Genomic DNA, 25695 nt, shown 5'->3' on the forward strand with positions numbered 1-25695 from the left:
CCTTTGTGAGGCGTTCCGCCGAACACGGCTTCACCTTGGTCGAGCTGATGGTCGTCATCACCGTCATCGCGCTCGCGTCGGCAGCCGCGGTGCTGGCGATGCCCGATCCCAAGGGCCGCGTGTTCGACGAGGCGGCGAAGTTCGCCACCCGCGCCAAGGCCGTGCGCGACGTTGCCGTCGTGGAAGGTGCGCCGGTCAGCCTGTGGGTCACCGCGGGCGGCTACGGCTTCGACCGGCGCACCGGCGGCGTCTGGACGCCGCTTTCCGACAAGCCGTTCCGCCTCGAGCGCTGGCGCGACGGCACACGCGCCGCAATCGGCGGCCTCCGCCAGCGGATCGTGTTCGATCCGACCGGACTCGCCGATCGCCCGCTGACGGTGACGCTGACCCGCGACCGGGCGAGCGCGACTGCAACCGTCGAGGCGGATGGGCGCGCGCATGTCGAATAGCGTCCGTTCGTCCCGAGCGACGTCGAGGGACAGGTCCGCGTCGCCACGGTGCCTCGACTTCGTTCGGCACGAACGGACGGGCTTCACCCTCATCGAGATCATGGTCGCGCTCGCCGTCTTCGCGCTCGCCGCGCTGGCGCTGGTGCGGCTGGAGGGCGCGACGCTGCGCGGGGTCGGCTTCGTCGACTCGGCGACGCTGGCGCAGGTCGTCGCGCGCAACGTCGCGGTCGAGGCGATGACCGACGCGCGCCCGCCCGCCGCAGGTCGTGTCGAGGGCGTCGAGGAGAATGGCGGCCGGAGCTGGCGCTGGACGCGGGAGGTGCGCGCGATCGGTGACGGGCAGGTGCTCCGGATCGATGTCGCGGTGGCCGCTCAGGACGGGCGTGTCCTCGGCAAGCTGACGATGGTCCGCCCGCCGCCACGCCCGGCACCGACGCCGGCGCCCACGCCGTCACCAACATGACCCATTCGACCGAACGCGGCTTCACGCTGATCGAAGTGATGATCGCGCTGATGATCTTCGGGATGATCGCCGCGGCGGGCGTGGCGATCCTCTCGTTCAGCGTCCGCGCGCAGGGGGCGACCGACGCCAAGCTCGATCAGGTCTCCGCGATCGCCCGTCTGAACGCCGCGCTCGCGGCCGATCTCGCGCAGGCGCAGGACCGGCCAGCGCGCGACGAGCGAGGGACGTTGCGCCCGGCCTTCGTCGGCGAGCCGCAGGCGATGACGCTGGTGCGCGGCGGCTGGGCCAATTTCGACGGCGCGGCGAGAGCGAGCGTCCAGAAGGCGCAGTGGCGGCTGGAGAACGGTGCTGTCGTCCGGCAGGGTTGGCCGATGCTCGACGGCGCAGCCCCGCTCGACCCCGCCGGGATCGTCGATCACGTCCGCACAATCGGCTTCCGCTATCGGGTCGCGGGCACGTGGACCGACGCCTGGCAGGGGAGCGCGGACGTGCCGTTGCCGCAGGCCGTCGAGTTCACCCTCGTGCGCGACGACGGGGTCCGGTTCCGCCTGCTCTTCTACGTCGGCGAGGGCTATCGCTCCGAGGCCGCCGGTGCGCAGTGAACGCGGCGCGGCGCTGCTGACCGTCCTCTTGCTGGTGGCGATCATCGCCGTCCTCGCCGCAACCGCGCTCGAGCGGTTGCGGGTGTCGACCCGACTGGCGGGGAACGCCGCCACGCTCGATCAGGCGCGCGGGCTCGCCTTCGCCGCCGAGACGCTGGCGACCACCCGGATCACTTCGCTCCTGTCGCGCAGCGCCGACCGGGTGGCGCTGGTCGGCGGCTGGTACGACAGGCCCTATGCGCTGCCCGTCCCGGGCGGGTTCGCGACCGCGCGGATCACCGACGGCGGAAATTGCTTCAACCTCAATAGCCTGGTGGTGCGGACCGGCGACAGCGACTGGACGGCCTATACCCCCGCGCTCACGCAGTTCGCGCAGCTGATCCGGCTGGTCGGTGCCCCCGGCGATCCGCAGGCGATCGCCGCCGCCGCGGCCGACTGGATCGACACCGACCAGTCGCCGCTGCCCGGTGGGGCGGAGGACGCCAATTACCAGGGCTATCGCACCGCCGGCACGCTGATGGCCGATGCGAGCGAGTTGCGCGCGGTGACCAGAGTGACGCCGGAGGTCTATGCGGCGCTTCGGCCATGGGTCTGCGCGCTCCCCGCCGCGAAGGCCGTCTCGATCAACGTCAACACGCTCTCGCCCGAGCAGGCGCCGCTGGTGGCGATGCTGATGCCCCAAGGCGCCGGCTTGAGCGCGATCCGCGCCGCGATCCTCCGCCGCCCGGAGTTGGGATACGACAGTCCCCAGGCGTTCCTCGCCCAGACCTCGCCGGCGGGGGAGACCGACGGAGCGCCCGGCGGGCTGGCCGTGACGAGCGCGTGGTTCGCGCTGCGCATCGACGTAAGGCTGGGGGGCGCGACGCTGGAGGAACATGCGCTCGTCGACGCCTCGCAGCTTCCCGCGCAGCTCGTTTCCCGGCAATGGGGGGATGCGTCATGACCACCCTCCTGTTCCTGCCCCGCGACGAGGCCGAGCCGTGGCGCTGGCTGCGCGTCGGCGAGGCGGGAGTGGCGGCGCGCGGGGAGGGGCTGCCCGCGATCGCGCCGGACGAGCGGGTTACCGCCATCGCTCCTGCCGATGCGGTGACGCTCCATTGGGCCGAACTGCCCGATCGCTCGCCCGCGCAGGCGGTCGCCGCGGCGCGGCTGCTGGTGGCGGAGGCCAGCGCGGCGCCCGCGAGCGAGCTTCACGTCGCGGTCGGGCGCGAGCCCGATGTGCCGGATCGCCCGGTCGGGGTCGTCGCCAACGCCGCGATGGCGCGCTGGCTGGCGCTGCTGGCCGAGGCCGGTGTCGATCCCGCTGCGATCGTCCCGGCGCCGATGCTGTTGCCGCGCCCGGGCGAGGGATTCGTTCGCGCCGACTTCGGCAACGGCGCGGCGGTGCGCGGCGCGACCAGCGGGTTCGCCGACGAGGTGCGGCTGACCGCGCTCGTCACCGGCGGTGCGACGCCGGAGACGCTGGACCGCTCCGCGCTGGAGGAGGCGATCGTCGCGGCGGCGGTCGCGCCCTCGCTGGACCTCCGGCAAGGGGCCTTCGCGCGCCGGCGACGTCGCGGCGTCGACTGGGCGCTGGTGCGGCGGCTCGCGGTGCTCGGCGGCGCGGTGCTCGCGGTCACGCTGCTGATCGATCTGGTCAAGATCGCCAAATATGACTTGGGCGCCAGCGCCGCCGCGTCGCGCGCGGACGCGATCGCGCGGACCGGCCTGCCCCGCGGGAGCGGGGAGGGTGATCCCGACCGGCTGCTCGGCGAGCGGCTGGCGCGGCTGCGCGGGCCGGGGCAGGGGTTCAGCCGGACGCTGGCGACGGTGTTCGCGGCGGTCCGCGATACCGGCGGGACCGAACTGACCGCGGTCACCTTCGATCCCGACGGCAGCCTGCGGATCGGCATCGCCGCCGACGGGGAGGCGCAGGCGAACGCCGTCAGGGATCGGATCCAGGCGGCGGGCTTCGCCGTCGAGGCGACGCCCTTCCAGGCCAGCGGCAACCGGCTGTCGGGCGAGCTGACGGTCCGCGCGCCATGACCTCGCTGCGGGCCTGGTACGCCGCGCGCTCGCTGCGCGAACAGCGGATGATCCTTGCCATGCTCGCGCTTGCCGCGGTGACGCTCGTCTGGGCGGCGATCGTGATCCCGGTCCGGGACGGCCTGTCCGACGCACGATCGCGCCACCGCGACGCCGTCGAGCGGCTCGGGCGGACGCTGGTCGCGGTCGACGCGGTGAAGCAGGCGCAGCGAGCCGGGATCGTCCTGGTCGAGGCGCCGCTGCCCGATGCGGTGCGTGTCAAGGCCGAGGAGGCGGGCTTTGTGCTCGCGACGCTCGACGCCGACGGGCCGGACCGGGTGAAGGTCTCGATCGCGACCGCGCGCGCGCCGGCGCTGTTCGCCTGGCTGGCGACGCTTGAACAGGCGGGGATCCTCGTCGAATCCTCGGCCATCACGCCGAACGCCGATCAGACCGTCGCCGCGCAGCTGACGCTCGGAAGGCGCGGTCGATGAGGGTGCGATTGCGGACCGGACGGACGGCGCTGTTCCTGGCGATGCTGGTCGTCGCGCTGATCGTCTTCCTCCCGCTCCGCCTCGTCCTCGGCTGGGCGGGGCTCGCCGAGCAGGGGCTGACCGCGCGTTCGGTCGGCGGGACGTTCTGGGAAGGGTCGATCCTGGAGGCGCGGTTCGGCGACGTCGCGCTGGGGGATATGTCGGCGGGCGTCGCCCCGCTGCCGCTGCTGCTCGGCCGGGCGCGCATCGGGCTCACCAGCCGCGCCGCGCCCGGCGCTCCAAGCCTCACCGGCGCGGTGACGCTGTCGCGGCATTCGGCGGGGCTCGACGGCGCCAACGCCTCGATCCCGGTCGGGCGCGCGCTCGCGCCGCTGCCGATCTCGGCGCTCGACCTGACCGACGTCTCCGTCCGCTTCGTCGACCGCGCGTGCGACCGGGCGGAAGGGCGAGTTCGGGCGACGCTGACCGGCTCGGCGCTGCCGACGCCCTCGGCGATGGCGGGTCCGGTGCGGTGCGACGGCGAGGCGCTGCTCCTGCCGATGACCGGTGCGCCGGGCGAGGGCGCGAATGTCAGACTCTGGCAGGACGGGCGCTACCGTGCCGAGTTGACGCTGCCGCCGGGCGATCCGGCGAACGCGGCGAAGTTGCAGGCGGCGGGGTTCATCCAGGACGCGACCGGCTGGCGGCTGGCGATCGAGGGACGGTTCTGACGCTTGACGTGCGGCGCTCCTGCTCGCTACGGGCGCGTCCTTCACGGCGACCGTAGTTCAATTGGTTAGAGCGCCGGCTTGTGATGCCGGAAGTTGCGGGTTCAAGTCCCGTCGGTCGCCCCATCCCTTCCGTTTTTCCACGCTTTCCGCTGGCGTTGCGCGACCTAGAAGATTATTGCGCGCGCTCGTTATAATCTGACTAGCAGGAGAGCGGCGATGGCGGCCGTCTGGGACCTTCCCGATTTCGACGCGCACGAGGGCGTTCATCTGTTCGCCGATCCCGCGAGCGGCCTGCGTGCGGTGATCGCGGTCCACTCGACGACGTTGGGGCCGGCGGCGGGCGGCGTCCGCTTCTGGCGCTATGCCGACAGCCAGCGCGCCGTGACCGATGCGCTGCGTCTGTCGCGCGGGATGAGCTTCAAGAACGCGATGGCCGGGCTTGAGCTGGGCGGCGGCAAGGGCGTGGTGCTCGCGCCGGAAGCGGGCGCGACGATCACCGAAGCGCAGCTGCGCGCGTTCGGCCGCGCAGTCGAGTCGCTCGGCGGCCGTTACGTCACCGCGGAGGACGTCGGCATGTCCGAGGCACGGATGAAGACGATCGCGGAGGAGACGAAATACGTCTCCGGGCTGCCGGTCGCGAGCGGAGCCGCCGGAGGCGACCCGGGGCCGTACACCGCGCTCGGGATCTATCTCGGCGTAAAGGCTGCGGCGCAGCGTGCGCTGGGGGCGACCGATATGAAGGGTGTCCACGTCGCCATCCAGGGCGTCGGCTCGGTCGGCGGCGGGCTCGCGCGGCTGCTGGCGAAGGACGGCGCGCGGCTGACGCTCGCCGACGTCGACGCGGCGCGCGCCGAGGCCCTCGCGTCGGAGCTGGGCGGCGTCGCCGTCCCGGCCGAGACGATCTTGGCGACACAGGCGGACATCGTCAGTCCCAACGCCCTGGGCGCGGTGCTGACGCCGGCGTCAATCTCGGCGCTGCGGACGAAGGTGATCGCCGGCGGCGCGAACAACCAGCTCGCCGAGCGCGAAGACGGGCGGCGGCTCCACGAGGCGGGGATCCTCTATGCGCCCGATTACGTCATCAACGCGGGCGGGATCATCAATGTCGGGCTCGAATATCTGGGCGCGGGCGACGAGGCGGAGGTCCGCGCGCGGATCGGGCGCATCCCCAGCCGGCTCGAGCAGGTCTGGGCCGAGAGCGAGCGCACCGGCGCCCCCGCGAGCGAGGTCGCCGACACGATCGCCCGCGGGCTCATCGGCCGGGCCTAACGCCCGATCCAGTTGCCGTGGAATCCCGGCGGCACGCGGTGGGGGATGCGGACGCTCGCGACCGGCGCCTCCGCGAACCTCCGGGCGTCGAGGATGACCAGATCGGTGGTCTCGTGCGGCAGGTCGACGACCAGTCCGACGAGCCAGCCCTCGTCCTCGCCCGCTGCCTCGTGTGCCGGGACGAACACGAACTCGCCGGGATAGCGTCCGACGCCGAACTCGTGCGCCTCGCGGGCTCCCGTCTCCAGGTCGTGCTTGTAGAGACGGGTCGCGCCGATGAAGGCGTCCTGCTCGGTCTCGGGCAGCGCCATCGTGTAGAGGTAGCGGTACGCTTGGGCGAAGCGCCGCTCGTCCGGACGGGGAAACTCCTGCGGTGCGGCGTCGATCGTCCGGCGCGCGACCGTCCGCGCGACGGGATCGATCGTCCAGCGCTCGAGGCCCAGCGCGCGCCCGTTCGGGCCCTGGAGGCCGTCGTCGAACATCGAGGCGTAGGCGCAGACGTCCATCAAGACCGGCCCGTCATCGGCGTCGAAGGCGTTGCCGACGTGGAAGACGTAGTTCGGCTCGACCGCGCACCAGATCACGTCGGCATCGACCCCGCCTCGCGGCAGCAGCCCGACCCGCGCCTGGTGCCTGGCGTTCCAGGTGTACGGGAACGGATGTCCGCCGATCACCGCCTTCATCGAAAAGGTGACGGGCAGGTCGAGGATCACCGCATAACGCTCAGTGATCGCGCAGTCGTGGATCGACGGGCCGTGCTGGACACGGATCGGCTCCTCGCGGATCACCCGCGCCTCGGCATCGACGACGACGTGGCGGACGGTGCCGGGATCGCTCGCTTCGTAGCAGATCGCATGGTGCTCGCCGGTCGACGGGTCGCGGTGCGGATGCGCGGTGAACGATCCCTCGAGCGTCCCGTCGAAGGGGTTGTACGTCTGCTCGCCGAGCGTCTCGTCGAGTTCGACCGGGTAGCTGCCCGCCTCCACCAGCGCCCAGGTCCGCCCGGCGATGTCGACGACGTTGGTGTTGACGGTGTCGAGCCCGCCGTGGCGGGGCCCCGGTGCGGGGGTCTCGCCGAGCGCGCCGGCGACCGACTTCGATCGGATCCAGCGGTTTCGATACCAGAGCGCCTTGCCGTCCTTCAGCGCGACGCCGTGGACCATGCCGTCGCCGGTGAACCAGTGATGCGCGGCCGGATTGGCCGCGATCGGGTTCGGCCCGATCCGCAGGTAGCGGCCGTCCAGCTCGCGCGGGATCGCTCCGGTCACGGGCAGGTCGACCAGAGTCATCTCGCCGGTCATCGGCTGATGGATGCCGGTCAGGAACGGATGCGGCTGCTCGGGCTGGGGCAGGCGCTTGCGGTTGAAGTCCGACACCAGTTCGACCCCGCGCCCCACGACGGCACGGATCAGCGTTTCGACATCGGCCATTGCTCGACTCCCATGTTGATGGCGTCAACATAACCGACGTGTTTACGTTGTCAACATCGCTCGGTCGCGTTAGGGCCGATCGGTGGCAGACAGCAAATACCATCATGGCGATCTCCGCGCCGCGCTGATCGAGGCGGGGATGACGGCGCTGCGCGAGGAGGGCGACCTGTCGCTGCGTGCGCTGGCCCGCGCGGTCGGGGTCAGCGCGACCGCGGTGTACCGCCACTTCCCCGACAAGGACGCCCTGCTCAAGGCGCTGGCGGGCGAGGCGTTCCGCACCCTCGCGGCGGACCAGCGCGCCGCATCCGAGGCGGTCGGCGGCGGCGCGGCCGGATTCGGCGCGACGGGCGCGGCGTACGTCCGATTCGCGCTGAGGAACCCGGCGCTGTTCCGCCTGGTCTTCGCCCATCCCGCGGATGCGTCCGGCGGCGTCGTCGTTCCGGAGGATGACGAGGCGAAGTCGATGCTTCGCGCCAACGCCGAACGCTACGCCCCGCCCGGTGTCGATGCGCAGGTCGCCGCGCTCCAGGCATGGTCGCTCGCGCACGGGCTCGCCGTGCTGATGCTCGACGGTCACGTCCCCGTCGACGATGCGCTGATCGACGCGGTGATCGATCCGCGGACGCTCGGCTGGGCGGCATGATGCTCGCCTCCCTGCTCGCTGCGGCATTCGACTTCGCGGGCTTGCGGGGCGTCGATGCGCGACTCGCGACGATCGCGCACCGGCTGGCAACGGCCAACGCGCCGATCTGCCCGAAGGTGGCGCCCGCGCCCGGCCTCGTGCTCCACGCGGTCGATCAATATGATCCCGCCTACCGCGCCGCCGCACGGGCGACGTTCGGCTTCGTCGCCCCGATCGGGATCGAGACGGTCGTGCCCGGCAGCGCGGCCGAGCGCGCGGGGGTTCGCGCCGACGACGCGCTGATTGCGGTCGCCGGGGTGACGCTGCCGGCCCGCGAGTCGCCGACCGCCTCGAGCGCGCACCGCGACGCCGCCGAGTCGATGATCGAGGCGCAAGCCGCCGGCGAGCCGCTGGTGCTGACGCTGCTGCGCGACGGTCGATCGCGGACGATGACGATCGCGCCCTCGCCGGGCTGCGCCTCCCGGTTCGAGCTGGTCCTCGGCCCCGCCCTGACCGCCGACGCCGACGGGCAGGTGGTGCGGATCGGCGTGCGCTTCTTCGCGTTGTTCTCCGACGATCAGGTCGCGGCGATCGTCGCGCACGAGCTCGCCCATGACATCCTCCGTCATCGCGTTCGGCTCGACGCCGCCCACGTCGACCGCGGGGTGCTGAGCGAGGTCGGCCGCAACCAGCGACTCATCCGCCGGACCGAGGACGAGGCGGACCTGCTCTCGATCCATCTCCTGAGGAACGCCGGCTATGATCCTCAGGTCGCGATCCGGTTCTGGGCGGAGGAGGCGCCGAAGATCGACGGCGGACCGTTCCGCAGCCGGACGCATGCGGGCGGGCGGAGCCGGGCCAAGGCGATGGCGGCGGAACTGGCCGCGATCCCGGCCGGCGCCGCGGTCCCCTATGCGCCGCCGCTGCTGACGACGCGGGACCGGCCGCTTCAGTAACCCGCCGCCAGATCGGCTACGTTCGCCATCGGCTCGCCGGCGCGGTACGCCGCCAGGTTCCGCAGAAAGAGCGCCGCCGCCCGCGGGAACATCTTGGTCTGGCTCTGCCCGGACAGGTGCATCGTGATCATCGTGTTGGGCGCGCTCCAGAGCGGATGCTCGGGCGGCAGCGGCTCCGGATGGGTCGGATCGAGGAAGGCGCCGCCGATCGTCCCGGCCATAAGCGCGGCGACCAGCGCGTCGTCGTCGATCATGTCGCCCCGTGCGATGTTCACGATCCAGGCGCTCGGCTTCATGGCGGACAGCTCCGCCGCGCCGATCATCGCCTTGGTCTCGCCGGTCGACGGGGCGGCGAGGATCACCCAGTCGAACTCGCCGAGCCGGGCGCGCCAGCCGTCGGGGGTGATCGTGCCGTCCTTGCCCGACCGCGTGACCCCGGTGACCGTGACCCCGAACGCCGCCAGCCGCTCGCCGATCAGCCGCCCGATCGCGCCATAGCCGATCACCAGCGCCGCGGTCTCGAACAGCTCGGTTCGCCCCGGGGGCCGCTTGAGCCACTCGCGCCGGTCGTGCGCGCGCACGACCTCGTCGAAGCGCTTGGCGGCGGCGAGCACGCCCATCACCGCATATTCGGCGACGGCATAAGCGTTGATCCCGGCCCCGTTGGTAACGGTGACATGATTTGCGCGGAGGTGGTCGAGGGGGAAGGCGTCGAGCCCGGCGTAGATCGTCGACAGCCATTTGAGGTTACGCCCGCTCGCGGCGACGGTGGCGCGGACGTCGGCAGTCTCGTTCATGTCGACCCAGGCGATCTCGGCGTCGGCGATGGCCGCCTTGGCGTCGGCGGGAGAGGCGAACCACGTCACGTCCAGGTCCGGCGGCAGATGCGGCTCAAGTAAGGGGCGGGCGAGGGGCGGGAGGACGGCTTTCATTGGGGTGGTTTAAGCAGGCAGACTTCCCTCGTCACCCCAGCCTTGTGCCGGGGTCCACCGTGGTTCGGGTAGTAGGCTCAGCGCCGAAGCGATCCGCCCGGCACACCCGTGGACCCCGGCACAAGGCCGGGGTGACGGAGGGTGGGACTAAACCGTCGGCTTCCAATCCCATCCGAGCGGATCGCCGTCCATCACCTCGACCCCGACGGCCGCCAGCTCGTCCCGGATCGCGTCCGAGCGGGCGAAGTCCTTTGCCTTGCGCGCCTCGAGCCGTTCAGTGAGCCGGGTATCGACGTCGGCCTCGTCCACCACCGCCGCAGCTGGGCGAACGCGGAGGTCGGCGCGGGTCAGCGTCGCCAGTTCGAGACCGAGCACGTCGTCAAAGTCGGACAAAGCCGCGAGCCGGCCCGCGGGTGCAAGGCGCTTGTTTGCCAGCAATTCATCGAGCAGAGGGAGGGCCTTCGCTGTGTTAAGGTCATCGCAGACCGCCCAGCCAAGCCGCTCGGGGAACGCGGCCGCACTGCCGCCTGGATCACCTGTCGCACCGGCTCGCGCGCGAAGCCCCTCGATCGCCTGAACGGTCCGCTTCAACCGCACGCTCGCCGCCTGCAAGCTCTCCCACGAGAACTCCAGCTCGCTCCGGTAATGCGCCTGGAGGCACATCATCCGGTACGCCAGCGGATGGAACCCGCGGTCGACCAACGCCTGCAACGTCAGGAACTCGCCGGCCGATTTGCTCATCTTCCCGCCGCGTTCGACCAGGAAGTTGTTGTGCATCCACCAGTTCGCGCCGGTGTCCGCACAGTCGCAATGCGCCTGGTTCTGCGCGATCTCGTTGGGATGGTGGATCTCGCGGTGGTCGATGCCGCCGGTGTGGATGTCGAACTGATCGCCGAGATACTTCTTGCTCATCACCGAACATTCGAGGTGCCAACCCGGCGCGCCTCTTCCCCAGGGCGAGTCCCACTCCATCTGCCGCCGCTCGCCCGGCGCGCTCTTGCGCCAAATCGCGAAATCCTGCGGGTGGCGCTTGCCCGCGACCGCCGCGATCCGCGCCTCACGCTCGTCGCCCGTCGACCCGGCGAGCCGGCCGTAGTCCGACACGGTCGAGACGTCGAAATAGAGTCCGTCCGCCAGTTCGTAGCAGTGCGCCGGCGCGATCCGCTCGGCGAAGGCGATCATCTCGGCGATATGCTCGGTCGCGACCGACCAGCGGGTCGGCTCGACGATGTTGAGCCGCGCCACGTCGCGCTTGAAGGCGTCGGTATAATGCTGTGCGATCTCCCAGATCGAACGGCCCTCGCGCGCGGCGGCGGTCTCCATCTTGTCGTCGCCCGCATCGGCGTCGCTGGTCAGGTGACCGACGTCGGTGATGTTGATGACGTGGGTCGTCGGGAACCCCTTCCAGCGAAGCACCCGCGTCAGCGTGTCCGCGAACAGGAACGCGCGCATGTTGCCGATATGCTGGTAGTTATAGACCGTCGGCCCGCAGGTGTAGACGCGCACGTTCGCAGGGTCGATCGGCACGAACGTGCGAAGCGAGCGGGTCAGGCTGTCGAACAGGACGAGATCGGTCATAGGCCGCGGTTAGCGGGGTGCGGCCCGCTTGCAAACAAGGGGGCCCCGGGCGGCCGGGAGTCCGCCCGGGGCGGCGCGACGACAGGGAGACGCCGCGCCAACTTGCGGGATCGCCGATACGCCGCGATCCCTGCCGGCCTTCTGGCGGCGGAACGTCGCCGCCGGATGTCGGCGTTCGGCGATCATGTGTCGGTTTGTGTCGGCCGCTAGGCCCGGGCGAGCGGCAATGTGACGGTCGCGACCGCGCCGCGCTCCGCACGATTCGCCAACCGCACCCGTCCCGCATGCCGGGTCAGGATCGCGCGGACGATGGTGAGCCCGAGGCCCGTTCCCCCGGTCGCGCGGCTGCGCGACTCCTCGCCGCGGACGAACGGCTCGAACAGTCGGTCGGCGAGCGCCGGGTCGATGCCGGGGCCTTCGTCCTCGATCAGCACCAGCACCTCGCCGCCCGCCACCCGCCACGTGACCGCCGCCGCGCCGCCGTACCGCACCGCATTCCCGATCAGGTTCGCGAAGGCGCGGCGGAGCTGACGGGGATCGCCGCGGACCACCGCGCGCGGCCCCGGCGTCGATGTCACCGCCGCGCCGTCGACGCCCATGTCCTCGGCGAGACTGTCGAGCAGGCTGCCGAGTTCGACCAGCGTCGCATCGCGTGCGCCCGCCTCGTCGCGGGCAAACCCCAGGACGTCGCCGATCATCGCGCGCATCTCGTCGATGTCCGCGACGGCGCGGTCGCGCGCGCGCTCCGGCAGATGCTCGACCCAGAAGGCGAGCCGGGCGAGGGGAGTGCCGAGATCGTGCGCGATCGCCGCCAGCATCCGGGTTCGCGACTCGGCGTGTTCGATCAGCCGATCGTGCATGTCGGAGACCGCGGCGGTCAGCGCCCGCACCTCCGCCGGCCCGCCGGTCGGAAAGGCGGGCCGCGCCGCGCCGGCGCGGGCCTGTTCGGCGGCGCCGGCGAGCTGGCGCAGCGGGCGTGAGATCGTACGGGCGAGCGCCCATGTCGGCAGCGCCAGGGCAAGCAGCGTCGCGAGCGTCGCCGCCAGCGTCGTCCAGTGCCAGCGCAGGAACCACGGCGCCCGGGCGTTCTCGACCACGCGCCAGCCGGCGCCGGTCCGCCACGCGAACAGGAACCGACCGACGAACGCATCGGGGATGCCGGGAGGCTGGAGGCTGGTGAACGCGCGCACGTCCTCCAGCTTCGCGCCGAGCAGGCGCGCGAGCTGGCCGCGGATCACCGGATTGTCGCGCATCGGGAAGCCGCGGTCCTGCACCGGCAGCGGCGCCAGCGCGGCGCTGCGCACCGTCAGCGGCGGCCAGGATTCGGCCGGCGGCACACCCGCCCGCATCGCGCGCGCGATGCTCTGGAGCCCGCGTGGCGGGTCGCGCGGCGGTGGACCGGAGAAGGTGACGACGAAGATGACGGTCGTCGCCGCCATCACCGACGCCAGCACCAGCGCCAGGATCGGCCAGACGATGCTCGAGGGCTTGACGTCGCTTCGGGTCGCCGCGTCCACCGTCTGGTCAGCGCCGCTCGACGTCGGCCGTGAACATATAGCCTTCGTTGCGGATCGTCCGGATCAGCTCTTCGCTGCTGCCGGGCCGCTGGAGCTTGCGCCGCAGCCGGCTGACTTGGACGTCGATCGCGCGGTCGAAGAAGTCGACGTTCGCCCCGCGCGACCAATCGAGCAACTGGTCGCGGGTCAGCACGCGCCGGGGGTGTTCGACGAACGCGACGAGCAGCCGGAACTCGCCGTCGGAGAGGTTGATCACGACATCGTCGGGATCGTTCAGCTGGCGCGCCATCGGATCGAGCCGCCAGCCGGCGAAGCGCAGATAGGTCCGGTCGCCGGGCGCGGCCGGGGCGGCGGGCGCGGCGTCCTTGCGGCGCAGGACCGACCTGATGCGCGCCAGCAGCTCGCGCGGATTGGCGGGCTTGGCGACGTAATCGTCCGCGCCCATCTCCAACCCGACGATGCGGTCGACCTCCTCACCGATCACCGACAAGATGATGACCGCGGGGCTGGTTGCACGGTCCAGCGAGCGCAGGATGGTGAGGCCGTCCTCGCCGGGCATCATGACGTCCAGCACGATCAGCGCATAGCTCTCCTTGGCCAGCGCCCGCCGCATCGCCGCGCCGTCCTCGGCGGTGTCGACGACATAGCCGTGCCCTGCCAGGAACTCGGCGGTGAGTTCGCGGATGCCGGGGTCGTCGTCGACGACGAGGAGACGGGTGGCGAGGTCCAAATCGCTCTCGGATGCGGCTAACATGCGCAAGACGCTGCGCCCGTGGCGTATCGCGCGGATTGCGCGGCTGCAACAATCGCGAGGCACGTCACAGCTGTGGCGAGCGCGCCACGGCACGCGGGGGAGGACAGGGGTCAAGGACCGGCTTGTGCGGGAAGCGGCCCTCTGCTACCGGCGCTCCGTTCGCGGTACGGGCCTACGCTCGCGCCGCGTTTGCCATTCGCTCCGGAGCCACTCTACAACATGCAAATCATCGTTCGCGACAACAACGTCGATCAGGCCCTCCGCGCGCTCAAGAAGAAGCTGCAGCGCGAGGGTGTATATCGCGAGATGAAGCTGCGCCGTCATTACGAGAAGCCGTCGGAGAAGCGGGCCCGCGAGCGCGCGGCCGCGATCCGTCGTTCGCGCAAGCTTGATCGCAAGCGCGCCGAGCGGGACGGCGCGCGCTAAGCGCCGCCCGTTCCCGCCCACCTGATCTCCTCGCGGCCGTGACGCAGGCGGCCACCTGAAGGGCCGCTTATGTCGACCGTCACCGCCGTTCCGATCGCTCCCGTGCGCCGCGCCTATTGGCTATGGCTGATCGCGGGGCTGGTCGCCGCGCTGGTCGCCGCCGCGGCGCTCGCTGCCGCGGGCAACAGCGGGATGAAGGCGACCCCGTCCGGGCTGCTCTACAAGGAGCTGAAGGCGGGAACGGGGCCGCACCCGACCGACACCGACGTCGCGCTGGTCCAGTATGAGGGCAAGCTGACCGACGGCACCGTGTTCGACAAGTCGACCCAGCCCACGCCGCTGCCGGTCGCGGGCGTCGTCCCCGGCTTCGGCGAGGGGCTGAAGCTGATGAGCAAGGGCGCGAAGTACCGGTTCTGGATCAAGCCCGAGCTCGGCTACAAGGACAAGGCGATGGGTCCGATCCCGGCCAACTCCACGCTTCAGTTCGACGTCGAGCTGATCGACTTCCTGCCCGAAGCGACGATCCGCCAGATGCAGATGCAGCAGATGATGCAGCAGCAGATGCGCGGCGGCGCGGGTGCCGGCGGGGCGCCCGGCGCGACGCCGCCCGGGGCGACGCCCGAGGCCGCTCCGGGCGAGGGTCCGCAGCCGCAGCGGTAACGCGGGTATCCCCGCGCGGGCGGGGACCCGGCGCCGCCCGCCATGCGCCCGCCGTTCCAGGCTCCCGCCTGCACGGGGGCGTCCCCGCTACGGCAGCGCCTGCACCTCGGCACTCGCCGCACATTTTGCCAGCTTCGCCTCGTCCACCTCGGCGGGCGGTGCATAGGACGGCACTTCGATCGCGCGCCCGAACGTCGCTGCGGTGAACGCGGCCGGGTCGCCCCCCGAGCAGCGCAGCATCGCCGCGAGCATCTTCGGCGGGGTGTCGTACCCTTCGTAGCTCAGCCGGAACGTCCCCCAGTGGATCGGCACCGCGCGCGCCGCGCCGAGCCGGGCAAAGACCTTCACGGCGTCCAGCGGCCCGATGTGGCTTCCTGCCCCCATCTGGCCATGGGCGAAGCGGAACGCCCCGATCGGGATGAGCGCCAGGCGCACCGGGCCAAGCGCCGCGGCCTCGCGCGGCCACTCGCCGTCGCCCAGGCCGGTGTCGCCCGCGAAGAAGACGTTGCCGCCCGATGGCAGCGTGATGACGAAGCTCGACCACAAGGCTCGGTTGCGATCGGTGAACCAGCGGCTGCCCCAATGGTGATTGCGGGTCACGACGACCTCGACCCCAGGCTTGATCGTCGCGCGCTGCCCCCAGTCGAGCGCGGTCGCGTCGGCGCCCGCGCCCCGGATCACCGCATCGTTGCCGAGGCTGGTCAGGATGCGGGGTCGATCGCGGTCCCACAGCCGCTTGAGCGTCGCCTGGTCGAGGTGGTCGTAATGGTTGTGGCTGACCAGCACGAGGTCGATCTTGGGCAGGTCGTCGAAGCGGACCCCCGGCTCGGCCACGCGCTTCGGCCCGAAGCCGAGCGGCCCCGCGCGGTCGTTCCAGATCGGGTCGGTCAGGATGTTGAGACCCTGCGTCTGGATTAGGACGGTCGCATGGCCGATCCAGGTCGCGACCAGCCGGTCGCCCTCGACCCGCGGCTCGGGCCTGCCCGGCGTCACCGGCACGCGCTCGGGCCATTTCGGACGGCCGTCGTTCCCGGTCAGGTAACGCCAGAAGAAGCTCGCGCGCCCGCCCCCTCCGGTCGGCATCCGGAACGTGTCGGCGTCACCGTCGGGATTGAAGAAGCGGGCGCCGTCATAGTGATCAGACGAGGGTCCTTCGTAATAGATCCGATCGAGGAAGCGTGGGACGACCGTGATCAGCAGGCCGAGGGCGACGACGGCGAACAGCAGCAGGCCGCCGACGATCTTGAGGGCGAGGGTCAAATGTCCGGGTCCTTGAACGTCTGGATGAGTTCGCGTCGGATCCGCGTGGCGCGAAGCGATAGCCGCACCTCCACCATGAAGCCGACGAAGGCGAGGGTCAGCATCGCCATCGCGAAGATGAACAGCCCGGCGACGTAGCGGCCGAACCTGAAGTGGAGCAGCTCGGCGACGAACAGCAGCGCGACGACGACGCAGATCGCGACCGCGCTCGCCACCGCGAGCAGCAGCGCCCAGTTGATGACGGTCATCCGCCGATCGAGCAACTGGAGCTCGCGCACGTAACGGTCGCGCGCGCCGCCGCTTGCCGTCGGGTGCAGATCCTCCAGCGCGCGGGCGCGGTCGATGACGCGGGACAGCCGGCCGGTCAGCACGTTCAGGAACGATCCGATCCCGGCGAGAAGGAACACCGGGGCGATCGCGGTCGAGATCGTCTCGGCGACGGTCGAAAGCACGGGCTGGAAGTTCACCCTCGTCATATCGGCGCGCGCGGGCGTGGTCGCAACGTCCGTTCGCGCTTGTTCTTGCCCTTCCGCGCGCTGCGCACTAGATCGTTCGTCATGGCGAGGCCGCTCCGAAGAGGGGCGGCCCTTTTTGTCTCCGGAGTTCTTCCCGTGTCCCAGCCGTTGATGCCTCATGCGACCGCTTCCTGGCTGGTCGACAACACGTCGCTCTCGTTCGACCAGATCGCCGACTTTTGCGGGCTCCATATCCTCGAAGTGCAGGCGATCGCCGACGACACCGCGACGACGAAGCTGACGGGTCGCGATCCGGTCCGCGCGCACGAGCTGACCCAGGACGAGATCGACAAGGGTCAGGCGGATCCCGCCTATCGGCTGAAGATGATCAAGGGTCCCGATCAGGTGCGTCGCACCAAGGGCCCGCGCTACACCCCGGTGTCGAAGCGCCAGGACAAGCCCGACGGCATCGCCTGGATCATCCGCAACCATCCCGAGATCACCGACGGCGCGATCGGCAATCTGATCGGCACCACCCGCACCACCATCGCCGCGATCCGTGATCGCAGCCACTGGAACATCGCCAACATCACGCCGAAGGACCCGGTGACCCTCGGCCTCACCACGCAGCGCGAACTCGACGCTGCGGTCGCCAAGGCGGCGAAGGCGGCGGGGATCGAGCCCAACGTCACGGACACCCGGCTCGACGGCGACCGCGAGGCGCTGCTGGAGCAGCTCCGCGCCGAGCGCGAGCAGGCCGCCCGCGACGCGGAGATCGCCGAGCATGGCGTGATGACCGACGAAGAGGCCTTGTTCGGCCGGCATCCCAGCTAAGCCGATCGCTTCAATAATTTGCGTGACGCCCGCCGCCGGCCGATGCATGGCGGCGGCATGACCGCGCTCACCCGCTCCCTCATCGGCGATGAGGGTCTGACGCCGACCAGCCATGCCGGGCTGACCTTCCCGTTCGGCGCGCGCGCGCCCGAGCCGGGCGAGCTGATCGAGGTTGCCGAAGGCATCCGCTGGTGGCGCGTGCCGATGTCGGGGCCGCTCAAGCACGTCAACGGCCTGCTGCTCGACGACGGGCACGGCGTCCTGGCGATCGATACCGGCACCGCGTCTCCCCGTTCGACGGAGGCGTGGCGCACGATCCTCGACGGCGCGCTGGCAGGACGGCCGGTGTCGCGTGTGCTCGGAACGCACATGCATCCCGATCACATCGGCCTTGCCGGCTGGCTGTGTCGCAAGTTCGACGCGCCGCTGCTGATGACCCGCACCGAATGGCTGATGGTCCGGATGCTGTCCTCCGACGCACGCGACGAGGTGCCGGAGGAACAGATCGCCTTCTGGCGCGGCGCCGGCTGGGACGAGGCGCAACTCGCCCGCGGCGCGGGCGCGGGCTGGGGCAATTTCGGCAAGATGATCGCGCGTTTCCCGATCACCTACACTCGGCTGCGCGACGGCGACACGCTGTCGATCGGCGGGCACGATTGGCGCGTGATCACCGGCGCGGGCCATAGCCCGGAGCACGCCTGCCTGCTTGATCCGGGCCGCCGCATACTGATCGCCGGCGATCAGGTGCTGCCCAAGATCAGCTCGAACGTCTCGCTCCACATGTCGCAGCCAGACGAGGATCCCCTCGGCGACTGGCTCGCCTCGATCGCCAAGTTCAAGACGCTGCCCGACGACCTGCTCGTCCTCCCCGGCCACGGCGATCCGTTCTACGGACTCCACGCCCGGCTCGACGCGCTGGACCACGAACACCGCGACCGTCTGGACGCGCTGGAGGCGGCGATCGCGATCGCGCCGATCCGCGCGGTCGACGCCTTCAAGCTGCTGTTCCGCCGCCCGATCGGCCCGGAGGTGATCGGCATGGCCACCGGCGAGGCCATGGCGCACCTCCGCCACCTGGTGGTCGAGGGCCGGGCGGTTCGCGAGGAGCGCGACGGCGTGTGGTGGTGGGGACGCGCCTGACCATCAGCCCATACCTACCGTTCGTCCTGAGTAGCCGCTGAGCGCAGCGAAGTGGCATATCGAAGGACTGGAGGCGGACTGTCCTTCGATACGAGCCTTCGCTTCGCTCAGTCTCTACTCAGGACGAACGGATCGGGTAGAGGTCTGCGCATGTCTCCCAATCTCACCGCCGACCGCCCCACCTTCGTCACCCGCCTCGAATGCTCGCTGACCGGCGAGCGCTACGAGGCCGACACGCTCCACAACCTGTCGCGCGCGGGCAAGCCGCTGTTGGTTCGCTACGACCTCGACGCGGTGAAGGCGGCGCTGTCCCGCGACGCGCTCGAAGCGCGCGGGACAGATCTCTGGCGCTGGCGCGAACTCCTCCCGGTCCGCCATACCGAGAACATCGTCAGTCTCGGCGAGATCGAGACGCCGCTGATTCCGGTGCCCCGTTCGGCCGGCAGCGCCGATGTTCTGGTCAAGGACGAGGGGCGCTTGCCGACCGGCAGCTTCAAGGCGCGCGGGCTGGTCATGGCGGTGGCGATGGCGAAGGAGCTCGGCGTCACCCGCATCGCCATGCCCACCAACGGCAACGCCGGCGCCGCGCTCGCCGCCTATGCCAGCCGCGTCGGCATCGAGACGATCGTCTTCTGCCCCGACGACACCCCCGAGGTGAACGTCCGCGAGATCGCCATGCAGGGGGCGCGCGTGTACCGGGTCAACGGACTGATCGACGATTGCGGCGCGATCGTCGGCAAGGGTGCGGCGGAGGGCCGCTGGTTCGATTTCTCGACGCTCAAGGAACCGTACCGGATCGAGGGCAAGAAGACGATGGGCCTCGAACTCGCCGCCCAGCTCGGCTGGCGGCTGCCCCACGCGATCTTCTACCCCACCGGCGGCGGCACCGGGCTGATCGGCATGTGGAAGGCGTTCGCCGAACTGGAGGCGCTCGGCTGGATCGGCTCCGAGCGGCCGCGGATGTACGCCGTCCAGGCGAGCGGCTGTGCGCCGATCGTCCGCGCCTTCGAGGAGGGCGTCGAGTTCGCCGAGCGCTGGGAGGACGCCGCCACCGTCGCCGCCGGCATCCGCGTGCCCAAGGCGGTCGGCGACTTCCTGATCCTGCGCGCGGTCCGCGAGAGCGGCGGCAAGGCGCTCGGCGTCGGCGACCCCGCGATCCTCAAGGCGGTCGACGACTGCGCGCGCAAGGACGGGCTCCTCCTCTGCCCCGAAGGCGGCGCGACGCTGGCCGCCTACCGGCAGGCCTTGCGCGACGGCGAGGTCGACGAGGACGAGCGCGTGGTCCTGTTCAACTGCGCGACCGGGCTGAAATACCCGCTGCCCGCGGCCGACCGCACCCTCGACCGCCACGCCCCGATCGATTTCGACGCGCTCTAGCCCACCCGGTTCGCGACCAGATCCTCGACCACGCTCGGGTCCGCCAGCGTGCTCGTGTCGCCCAGCGACGTCACGTCACCCTCCGCGATCTTGCGCAGGATGCGACGCATGATCTTGCCCGAACGGGTCTTGGGCAGTCCGGGCGCGAACTGGATCGCGTCCGGCGTCGCGATCGGGCCGATCTCCTTCCTCACCCAGTTGCGCAGCTCGGTCGCCAGCTCGGTGGAGGGCACCTCGCCCGCGTTGAGGGTCACATAGGCGTAGATGCCCTGTCCCTTCACGTCGTGCGGGAATCCGACCACCGCCGCCTCGGCGACGAGAGGGTGGAGCACCAGCGCGCTCTCGACCTCGGCCGTCCCCATCCGGTGGCCGGAAACGTTGATGACGTCGTCGACCCGGCCGGTGATCCAGTAATAGCCGTCCTCGTCGCGCCGGCAGCCATCGCCGGTGAAATACTTCCCCGGATAGGTGGTGAAATACGTCTGGAAGAAGCGCGCATGATCGCCCCAGACGGTGCGCATCTGCCCCGGCCAGCTCCGCGTCAGGCACAGGTTCCCGCTCGCCGCGCCCTCCAGCACTTGGCCGGTCTCGTCCACCAGCTGCGGGAAGACGCCCGGCAGCGGCCTGGTCGCCGATCCGGGCTTCAGGTCGGTCGCGCCCGGCAGCGGGGCGATCAGCGCGGCCCCGGTCTCGGTCTGCCACCACGTGTCGACGATCGGGCAACGCCCCTCGCCGACCACCTCGTGATACCAGCGCCATGCCTCGGGGTTGATCGGCTCGCCGACCGTGCCGAGCAGCTTGAGCGAGGAGCGATCGGTCGCGCGGACGAAGGCGTCGCCGTCCTTCATCAGCGCGCGCAAGGCGGTCGGGGCGGTGAAGACGGTCGAGACCTGGTGGCGATCCACCACCTGCCAGATCCGCGAGGCGTCGGGCCAGTTGGGCAGCCCCTCGTACATCAGCGTCGTCGCGCCGTTCGCGAGCGGGCCGTAGAGGATGTAGGTGTGCCCGGTCACCCAGCCGATGTCGGCGGCGCACCACCAGACCTCGCCCGAGTTTGGGCCAGGCCGCGGATCGAAGCACCAGTCGTGGGTCAGGCTCGCCCATAGCAGATAGCCGCCGGTCGAATGGAGCACCCCCTTGGGCTTCCCCGTCGAGCCGCTGGTGTAGAGGATGAACAAAGGGTCCTCCGCCCCCATCGGCTCGGGCGGGCAGTCGGTCGAGGCACTCTCGGCCGCCTCGTGATACCACAGGTCGCGCGCGCCCATCGTCACAGCCTGCCCTGAGCTTGTCGAAGGGGCGCCGCCGGTCGCGCGGATCACCAACACGCGCTTGAGCGAAGGCGCGCGCTCGGCGGCGGCATCGACATTGGCCTTGAGCGGGATCGCCTTGCCGCCGCGCCGTCCGAAATCCGCCGTGACCACCAGCTTCGAATCACAATCCTCGATTCGCCCCGCCAGCGCCTCGGGCGAGAAGCCGCCGAACACCACCGAATGGATCGCCCCGATCCGAGCGCAGGCGAGCACCGCAAACGCCGCCTCGGGGATCATCGGCAGATAGATCGTCACCCGGTCGCCCTTGCGGACGCCCTCGGCCTTGAGGACGTTGGCGAAGCGGCAGACCTCGGCATGGAGTTGGCGGTAGGTGAAGCGTCGCGGCTCCCCGGCGGGATCGTCCGGCTCCCAGAGGATCGCGACCTGATCGCCCCGCTCGGCGAGATGCCGGTCGAGGCAGTTGGCGCTGGCGTTGAGCACGCCGTCCTCGAACCAGTGGATGCCGAAGTCGGCCTCGTCGAACGACCAGTTTCCCGCGCGGGTCGGCGCCGTCACCCAGTCGAGCCGCTTCGCCTGCTCCAGCCAGAAGGCGTCCGGATCGCGGTCGGCGGCGGCATAGAGCGCCTCGTACCCCATCCGGTCGATGCGGGCGCGCTCGGCCCATTCGGTTGGCACGGGGTACACCTGCTGCTCGGCCATGCAACTCTCCTCCTACTCCGGCTCGTAACCCCACCCGTTCGTCCTGAGTAGAGACTGAGCGGAGCGCAGCGAAGTCGAAGGCGCGTATCGAAGGATTGGCAAGCTTGGCGAGCGATCAGTTTCACGTTACAACCGATCTAACGGCAGCGGAGAGGCAAGAATGACGAAGCAAGTGCTCGTGACCGGGGGCAGCGGCTATATCGCGGGCTTCATCATCCGGCAGCTGGTCGGGGACGGCTGGCAGGTCAACACCACCATCCGCAGCCTGTCGCGCGAGGCGGAGGTGCGCACGGCCCTCGGCGTCCCGCAGGACAGCCTCACGTTCTTCGCCGCCGACCTGACCAACGACGCCGGCTGGGCGGAGGCGACCGCGGGGTGCAGCCACGTCGTCCACGTCGCCTCGCCGATCCCAGCCAACGCCGCCAAGACCGCCGACGAGCTGATCGTCCCCGCGCGCGACGGCGCGCTGCGGGCGCTCCGCTTCGCGCGCGACGCCGGGGTCGAGCGGCTGGTGATGACCTCCTCGGTCGCGGCGATCGCCTACGGCCACAAGGGTCGCGACACGTTCGGCGAGGCGGACTGGTCCAACCTCGACGACCCCGGCGTCATGCCTTACCCGCGCTCCAAGACCGTCGCCGAGCGCGCCGCGCGCGAATGGCTGGCGCGCGAGGGCGGCGCGCTGGAGTTCGTCACGGTCAACCCGGCGCTGGTGCTCGGGCCGATTCTGAGCGCGGACTTCTCCGCGTCGGTCGAGGTGGTCAAGCGGCTGATCTCGGGCAGCCTGCCCGGCATCCCGCCGATCGGCTTCGGCGTGGTCGATGTCCGCGACGTCGCCGACCTCCACGTCCGCGCGCTGACCGCGCCGGGGATCGCGGGCGAGCGCTTCATCGCCTCGGGGCCGTTCATGTCGATGTACGACGTCGCGCAGGTGCTGCGCGCCCGGCTCGGCCCGGAGGCGCGCAAGGTCCCGACCCGGCGCCTCCCCGCGCTGCTGCTGCGGCTGGTGGCGGTGTTCGACCCCGTGGTCCGACAGATCGTCGGCGAACTCGGCAAGACCCGCGCCACCCCCGCTACCCACGCGCGCGAGGTGTTGGGTTGGTTTCCGCGCCCGGCGGAGGAGACGATCGTCGACACGGCGCGCAGCCTGATCAACCAGGGGGTGGTCAAGGTGTGAGGGGAGAGTGTTACCTCCGACCGTCACTCCGGCCTTGAGCCGGGGCACCGCTTCTTTTCTGTGGGAAGTTGGCGGGACCCCGGCTCAAGGCCGGGGTGACGAAGGTAGGATTTATCAGAGCGGCTTTCAGAACGGCACGTCGTCATCCCAATCGTCGGCGAAGCCGCCTACTGAAGACGGCTGCGGAGCGGGAGGCGTAGGCTTTGGTGCGGGAGGCGGTAACATCTTCACGGGTGCGCCGAGTCGTTCGCGCTCACGTTCTTCCGCCTCCTTATCCTGCCCAATCCACTTTAAAATTGTTCCGACTGTTTGATAAGCGTTCGGCGCATCCGCCAGCGTCGAGGTAATGCCTTGCATGCCGGCGAGGAAGACAGTGGCCACAACAGTTACAGCCGCATAGCTCAGACGAGGACGATTTAGCTCCACGGCAAAATCGTCGAGCTGACCTATGAGCTTCTTGCGCCGCCTCGCCGGCATATCGGAGTTCTCGATGAGGCCACGAAGCACGGATAGCTGGCCTTTGATCTTCGCCTTCGTTGCCGTCGCCAGCTGAACCGAGTGCGCACCGCCGATCAGTTCATGGTTGAGCATGATCCGTGCGACGACACCCTGCACCGATTTCGAGAAAGCCTGGTACTCCTCCCATTCGTTCCGGTATTCGCCATCCGGATACCTGACGCCTGGGATGTCAAGGGCGTTGGCGGCCGCGATCATGAGAGTCGTGTATTGATTGCGCAGTTCGGTCGACAAATCGCCCGACTGGGTGTTGTCCATTAGCTCATTCATTCTGCGTCTTGCCGCCTGCTCCAACGCCGCGAACTTTCGGTGCGGCTCGGCTGGCGCGTTGTCGTAGTCCTCAATGTCCAAGAGCGAGTAATTCATAGCAGAGGGCTATCACAGCTGTGGCCCTGCGTCGCCCCCCAGAGCCATCGCCGCCCGCAAGCATTCCTGTCCACGCTCGCGCCCGCGATCCCGCCGACCCTCTGTCCTACAGCTCACCATCCCGCTGTACCCGGACCCGCTCTTTCCCACCGTCGATCCGTGCTCGCGCCCCCGTTCGCCGATCGGTGCGGAAGATGACAAATGCGTCGCACATCGCGCACCTTCCGAGCTTCGCCGCGTATAGCGCCTAGTGTAACCTTGGTATGACCTTTAGCCCATCGCCACCCCCCCCTTCACAACACCCGATACGGCACCACCCGGCGCACGTCCGGCTCCACCCGGATCGCGCGGTCGCTCGGCGGGAAGGCGCGCTGGTCGCAGTCGGCCCGCGGGCACAATCGGCACGAAATCCCGATCGGCGTCGGTGGAGCCGCGCGGTCGACCGCGTCGGCGTAGACGAAGTCCGCCGCGTGGGTCGCCTCGCACCCCAGCACCACCGCGTAGCGCCGCGCGAGCCGGTCGAACCGCCCCGAGGGTTTGACCAGCCCCTTCGCCATCGAGACGTAGCGCACCCCGTCGGGCGTCTCGGCGTGCTGGACCAAGATGCGGTCGGGGATCGCGACCGCCTCGTGGACGTGCCACAGCGGGCACGCGCCTCCGAACCGCGCGAACCGCAGCCGCGTCGCCGAGTGGCGCTTGGTGATGTTCCCCGCCATGTCGACCCGGCAGAAATAGAAGGGCACCCCTTCCGCCCCCGGCCGCTGGAGCGTCGACAGCCGGTGGCATGCCTGCTCGAAGCTCACCCCGAACCGCCGCGCCAGCCGGTCGATGTCGTGCCGCACCTCGCGCGCCGCCGCCCTGAACGCGCCATAGGGCATCAGCAGCGCCCCCGCCGCGTAATTGGCGAGCCCGACCGCGAGCAGCCGCCGCGCCTCGCCGCCGGGTAGCTCTGCCGCCGCGACGACGCCCTCGATCGTCTCCGCGAAGGCGGTCGCGGCGATCCGGTGCGCGGCGAGGAAGCGCCGGCTCTCGACGGGGAGCGCGGCGTTGAGCGTCAGCGTCCGCCCGTCGAACCGGGCGAGGGGGGCGCTCTCGTCGGGATCGGTCGCGACGCGGATGCCGAACTCCGCCGCCAGCGCCTCGACCGGCACGTCGGGCAACGCCTCCGCCGCCTCGTCCAGCTCGTGGACGTAATTCCCCGCCTCGTGGAACCAGTCGCGCACCGCCTCCCACGGCAGCTGCGCCCCCGCGCCCGCCGCCAGCGACTCCTCGGCGAGCGCCAGCCGCTCCTCCGCCGCCCGCCGCGCCACCTGGATCGCGACGATGCGGTCGGCCAGATCGGGCCGCTCCTCCGCCAGCCGCGCCGCCTCCTGCGGATCGAGCGGGGGGAGGGCGGGATCGGCCAGCGCCTCCGCCAGCGCCGCCGCCCGCTGCGCCGGCCCCGCCCCCTCGATCGCGGCGAGCGCGGCCGGATAGTGGCGGGCGAGTGCCGCGGTCACCACCGGCGTCAGCGGCCGCGCCCCGGTCTCCAGCTGCGACAGATAGCTGACAGACACGCCCAGCCGCGCCGCCATCGCCCGCTGATCGAGCCCCGCGGCACGACGCAGCTCGCGGAGTCGGCCACCGGCGTACAGGCGTTGCCGCATTCAATCCTCCCCGCGTGCGGGGAGGTGGCGCGGAGCGCCGGAGGGGGCTCTCCTCCTCTGTATCGCTCGTGGAGAGCCCCCTCCGTCAGCC

The 25695-nt window shown here is 70.7% G+C and carries 26 protein-coding genes and 1 tRNA gene; 17 read left to right on the forward strand and 10 right to left on the reverse strand.

Going from position 1 to position 25695, the window contains the following annotated elements:
* The first annotated feature begins 5 nt into the window (after nt 1-5).
* The 9 genes from AC4GYY_RS02100 (at nt 6) to AC4GYY_RS02140 (ending at nt 5991) form a co-directional block, all read left to right on the forward strand.
* Nucleotides 6-449: a GspH/FimT family pseudopilin gene (locus AC4GYY_RS02100; protein WP_491118363.1), complete on the forward strand. Its 444-nt coding sequence runs from the start codon at nt 6-8 to the stop codon at nt 447-449.
* A complete protein-coding gene (gspI, locus tag AC4GYY_RS02105; protein ID WP_491118365.1) occupies nt 439-912 on the forward strand; it encodes a type II secretion system minor pseudopilin GspI in 474 nt (157 codons plus the stop codon). The genes AC4GYY_RS02100 and gspI overlap by 11 nt, the downstream gene beginning before the upstream one ends.
* Nucleotides 909-1514 carry a type II secretion system minor pseudopilin GspJ gene (gspJ, locus tag AC4GYY_RS02110; protein ID WP_491118367.1) on the forward strand — a complete coding sequence of 202 codons (606 nt, stop codon included), beginning with the start codon at nt 909-911 and terminating at the stop codon, nt 1512-1514. The genes gspI and gspJ overlap by 4 nt, the downstream gene beginning before the upstream one ends.
* On the forward strand, nt 1504-2457 hold the full coding sequence (gspK, locus tag AC4GYY_RS02115; RefSeq protein WP_491118369.1) for a type II secretion system minor pseudopilin GspK: 954 nt from the start codon (nt 1504-1506) through the stop codon (nt 2455-2457). The genes gspJ and gspK overlap by 11 nt, the downstream gene beginning before the upstream one ends.
* On the forward strand, nt 2454-3539 hold the full coding sequence (gspL, locus tag AC4GYY_RS02120) for a type II secretion system protein GspL (RefSeq protein WP_491118371.1): 1086 nt from the start codon (nt 2454-2456) through the stop codon (nt 3537-3539). The genes gspK and gspL overlap by 4 nt, the downstream gene beginning before the upstream one ends.
* Entirely contained in the window at nt 3536-4012 is a 477-nt protein-coding gene (locus AC4GYY_RS02125; protein ID WP_491118373.1) for a type II secretion system protein M, read from the forward strand. Before gspL ends, AC4GYY_RS02125 begins: the two co-directional genes overlap by 4 nt.
* Nucleotides 4009-4722 carry a type II secretion system protein N gene (gene gspN, locus AC4GYY_RS02130; RefSeq protein ID WP_491118375.1) on the forward strand — a complete coding sequence of 238 codons (714 nt, stop codon included), beginning with the start codon at nt 4009-4011 and terminating at the stop codon, nt 4720-4722. The genes AC4GYY_RS02125 and gspN overlap by 4 nt, the downstream gene beginning before the upstream one ends.
* A gap of 46 nt (nt 4723-4768) precedes the next feature.
* Nucleotides 4769-4845, forward strand: a tRNA-His gene (locus AC4GYY_RS02135).
* Between the two features lie 93 nt (nt 4846-4938).
* On the forward strand, nt 4939-5991 hold the full coding sequence (locus AC4GYY_RS02140; protein WP_491118377.1) for a Leu/Phe/Val dehydrogenase: 1053 nt from the start codon (nt 4939-4941) through the stop codon (nt 5989-5991).
* Here AC4GYY_RS02140 and AC4GYY_RS02145 read toward each other — a convergent pair.
* Entirely contained in the window at nt 5988-7421 is a 1434-nt protein-coding gene (locus tag AC4GYY_RS02145) for an 8'-apo-carotenoid 13,14-cleaving dioxygenase (RefSeq protein WP_491118379.1), read from the reverse strand. The two genes, AC4GYY_RS02140 and AC4GYY_RS02145, sit on opposite strands and share 4 nt — an antisense overlap.
* Before the next feature lie 82 nt (nt 7422-7503).
* Here AC4GYY_RS02145 and AC4GYY_RS02150 point away from each other — a divergent pair, with 82 nt between their 5' ends.
* Nucleotides 7504-8064: a TetR/AcrR family transcriptional regulator gene (locus AC4GYY_RS02150; RefSeq protein WP_491118381.1), complete on the forward strand. Its 561-nt coding sequence runs from the start codon at nt 7504-7506 to the stop codon at nt 8062-8064.
* A complete protein-coding gene (locus tag AC4GYY_RS02155; RefSeq protein ID WP_491118383.1) occupies nt 8061-8999 on the forward strand; it encodes a M48 family metallopeptidase in 939 nt (312 codons plus the stop codon). The genes AC4GYY_RS02150 and AC4GYY_RS02155 overlap by 4 nt, the downstream gene beginning before the upstream one ends.
* On the opposite strand, the gene AC4GYY_RS02160 is transcribed toward AC4GYY_RS02155, so the two are convergent.
* From AC4GYY_RS02160 to AC4GYY_RS02175, 4 genes are all read right to left on the reverse strand, one after another.
* Complete coding sequence (locus AC4GYY_RS02160) at nt 8993-9931, reverse strand: NAD(P)-dependent oxidoreductase (protein WP_491118385.1); 939 nt, start codon at nt 9929-9931, stop codon at nt 8993-8995. The two genes, AC4GYY_RS02155 and AC4GYY_RS02160, sit on opposite strands and share 7 nt — an antisense overlap.
* A gap of 147 nt (nt 9932-10078) precedes the next feature.
* Complete coding sequence (gene cysS / locus AC4GYY_RS02165) at nt 10079-11509, reverse strand: cysteine--tRNA ligase (RefSeq protein ID WP_491118387.1); 1431 nt, start codon at nt 11507-11509, stop codon at nt 10079-10081.
* Nucleotides 11510-11715: 206 nt separating this feature from the next.
* Nucleotides 11716-13026, reverse strand: a complete 1311-nt coding sequence (locus AC4GYY_RS02170; protein ID WP_491118389.1) for a sensor histidine kinase — start codon at nt 13024-13026, stop codon at nt 11716-11718.
* A 7-nt stretch (nt 13027-13033) separates the two neighbouring features.
* A complete protein-coding gene (locus AC4GYY_RS02175) occupies nt 13034-13780 on the reverse strand; it encodes a response regulator (protein WP_491118391.1) in 747 nt (248 codons plus the stop codon).
* Nucleotides 13781-13999: 219 nt separating this feature from the next.
* On the opposite strand from AC4GYY_RS02175, the gene rpsU reads away from it, so the two are divergent.
* Complete coding sequence (rpsU, locus tag AC4GYY_RS02180) at nt 14000-14206, forward strand: 30S ribosomal protein S21 (RefSeq protein WP_055878578.1); 207 nt, start codon at nt 14000-14002, stop codon at nt 14204-14206.
* A gap of 69 nt (nt 14207-14275) precedes the next feature.
* Nucleotides 14276-14866 (forward strand): FKBP-type peptidyl-prolyl cis-trans isomerase, encoded by a 591-nt coding sequence (locus AC4GYY_RS02185; protein WP_491118394.1) that lies wholly within the window; start codon nt 14276-14278, stop codon nt 14864-14866.
* 87 nt (nt 14867-14953) lie between these two features.
* On the opposite strand, the gene AC4GYY_RS02190 is transcribed toward AC4GYY_RS02185, so the two are convergent.
* Nucleotides 14954-16126, reverse strand: coding sequence for an MBL fold metallo-hydrolase (locus AC4GYY_RS02190; RefSeq protein WP_491118396.1), 1173 nt, complete (start codon nt 16124-16126; stop codon nt 14954-14956).
* Nucleotides 16123-16593 carry a DUF2721 domain-containing protein gene (locus tag AC4GYY_RS02195; protein ID WP_491118398.1) on the reverse strand — a complete coding sequence of 157 codons (471 nt, stop codon included), beginning with the start codon at nt 16591-16593 and terminating at the stop codon, nt 16123-16125. Before AC4GYY_RS02195 ends, AC4GYY_RS02190 begins: the two co-directional genes overlap by 4 nt.
* Nucleotides 16594-16737: 144 nt before the next feature.
* Here AC4GYY_RS02195 and AC4GYY_RS02200 point away from each other — a divergent pair, with 144 nt between their 5' ends.
* The 3 genes from AC4GYY_RS02200 (at nt 16738) to AC4GYY_RS02210 (ending at nt 19932) form a co-directional block, all read left to right on the forward strand.
* The gene (locus tag AC4GYY_RS02200; RefSeq protein ID WP_491118400.1) at nt 16738-17415 is read left to right on the forward strand and encodes a cell cycle transcriptional regulator TrcR; all 678 of its coding nucleotides are present in this window, start codon (nt 16738-16740) and stop codon (nt 17413-17415) included.
* 57 nt (nt 17416-17472) lie between these two features.
* Nucleotides 17473-18555 carry an MBL fold metallo-hydrolase gene (locus AC4GYY_RS02205; protein ID WP_491118402.1) on the forward strand — a complete coding sequence of 361 codons (1083 nt, stop codon included), beginning with the start codon at nt 17473-17475 and terminating at the stop codon, nt 18553-18555.
* A gap of 150 nt (nt 18556-18705) precedes the next feature.
* The gene (locus tag AC4GYY_RS02210) at nt 18706-19932 is read left to right on the forward strand and encodes a threonine synthase (protein ID WP_491118404.1); all 1227 of its coding nucleotides are present in this window, start codon (nt 18706-18708) and stop codon (nt 19930-19932) included.
* On the opposite strand, the gene acs is transcribed toward AC4GYY_RS02210, so the two are convergent.
* Nucleotides 19929-21902, reverse strand: a complete 1974-nt coding sequence (acs, locus tag AC4GYY_RS02215) for an acetate--CoA ligase (RefSeq protein WP_491118406.1) — start codon at nt 21900-21902, stop codon at nt 19929-19931. The genes AC4GYY_RS02210 and acs overlap by 4 nt on opposite strands.
* Nucleotides 21903-22062: 160 nt before the next feature.
* Between acs and AC4GYY_RS02220 the strand changes: the two genes are divergently transcribed.
* Nucleotides 22063-23076: an SDR family oxidoreductase gene (locus tag AC4GYY_RS02220; protein WP_491118408.1), complete on the forward strand. Its 1014-nt coding sequence runs from the start codon at nt 22063-22065 to the stop codon at nt 23074-23076.
* A 126-nt stretch (nt 23077-23202) separates the two neighbouring features.
* Here the strand turns inward: AC4GYY_RS02220 and AC4GYY_RS02225 are convergent, their stop codons facing one another.
* The gene (locus AC4GYY_RS02225; protein WP_491118410.1) at nt 23203-23958 is read right to left on the reverse strand and encodes a hypothetical protein; all 756 of its coding nucleotides are present in this window, start codon (nt 23956-23958) and stop codon (nt 23203-23205) included.
* Between the two features lie 293 nt (nt 23959-24251).
* Complete coding sequence (locus tag AC4GYY_RS02230; RefSeq protein ID WP_491118412.1) at nt 24252-25604, reverse strand: helix-turn-helix domain-containing protein; 1353 nt, start codon at nt 25602-25604, stop codon at nt 24252-24254.
* Nucleotides 25605-25695 lie beyond the last annotated feature (91 nt).

This window comes from Sphingomonas sp. SP6 (assembly GCF_058313435.1).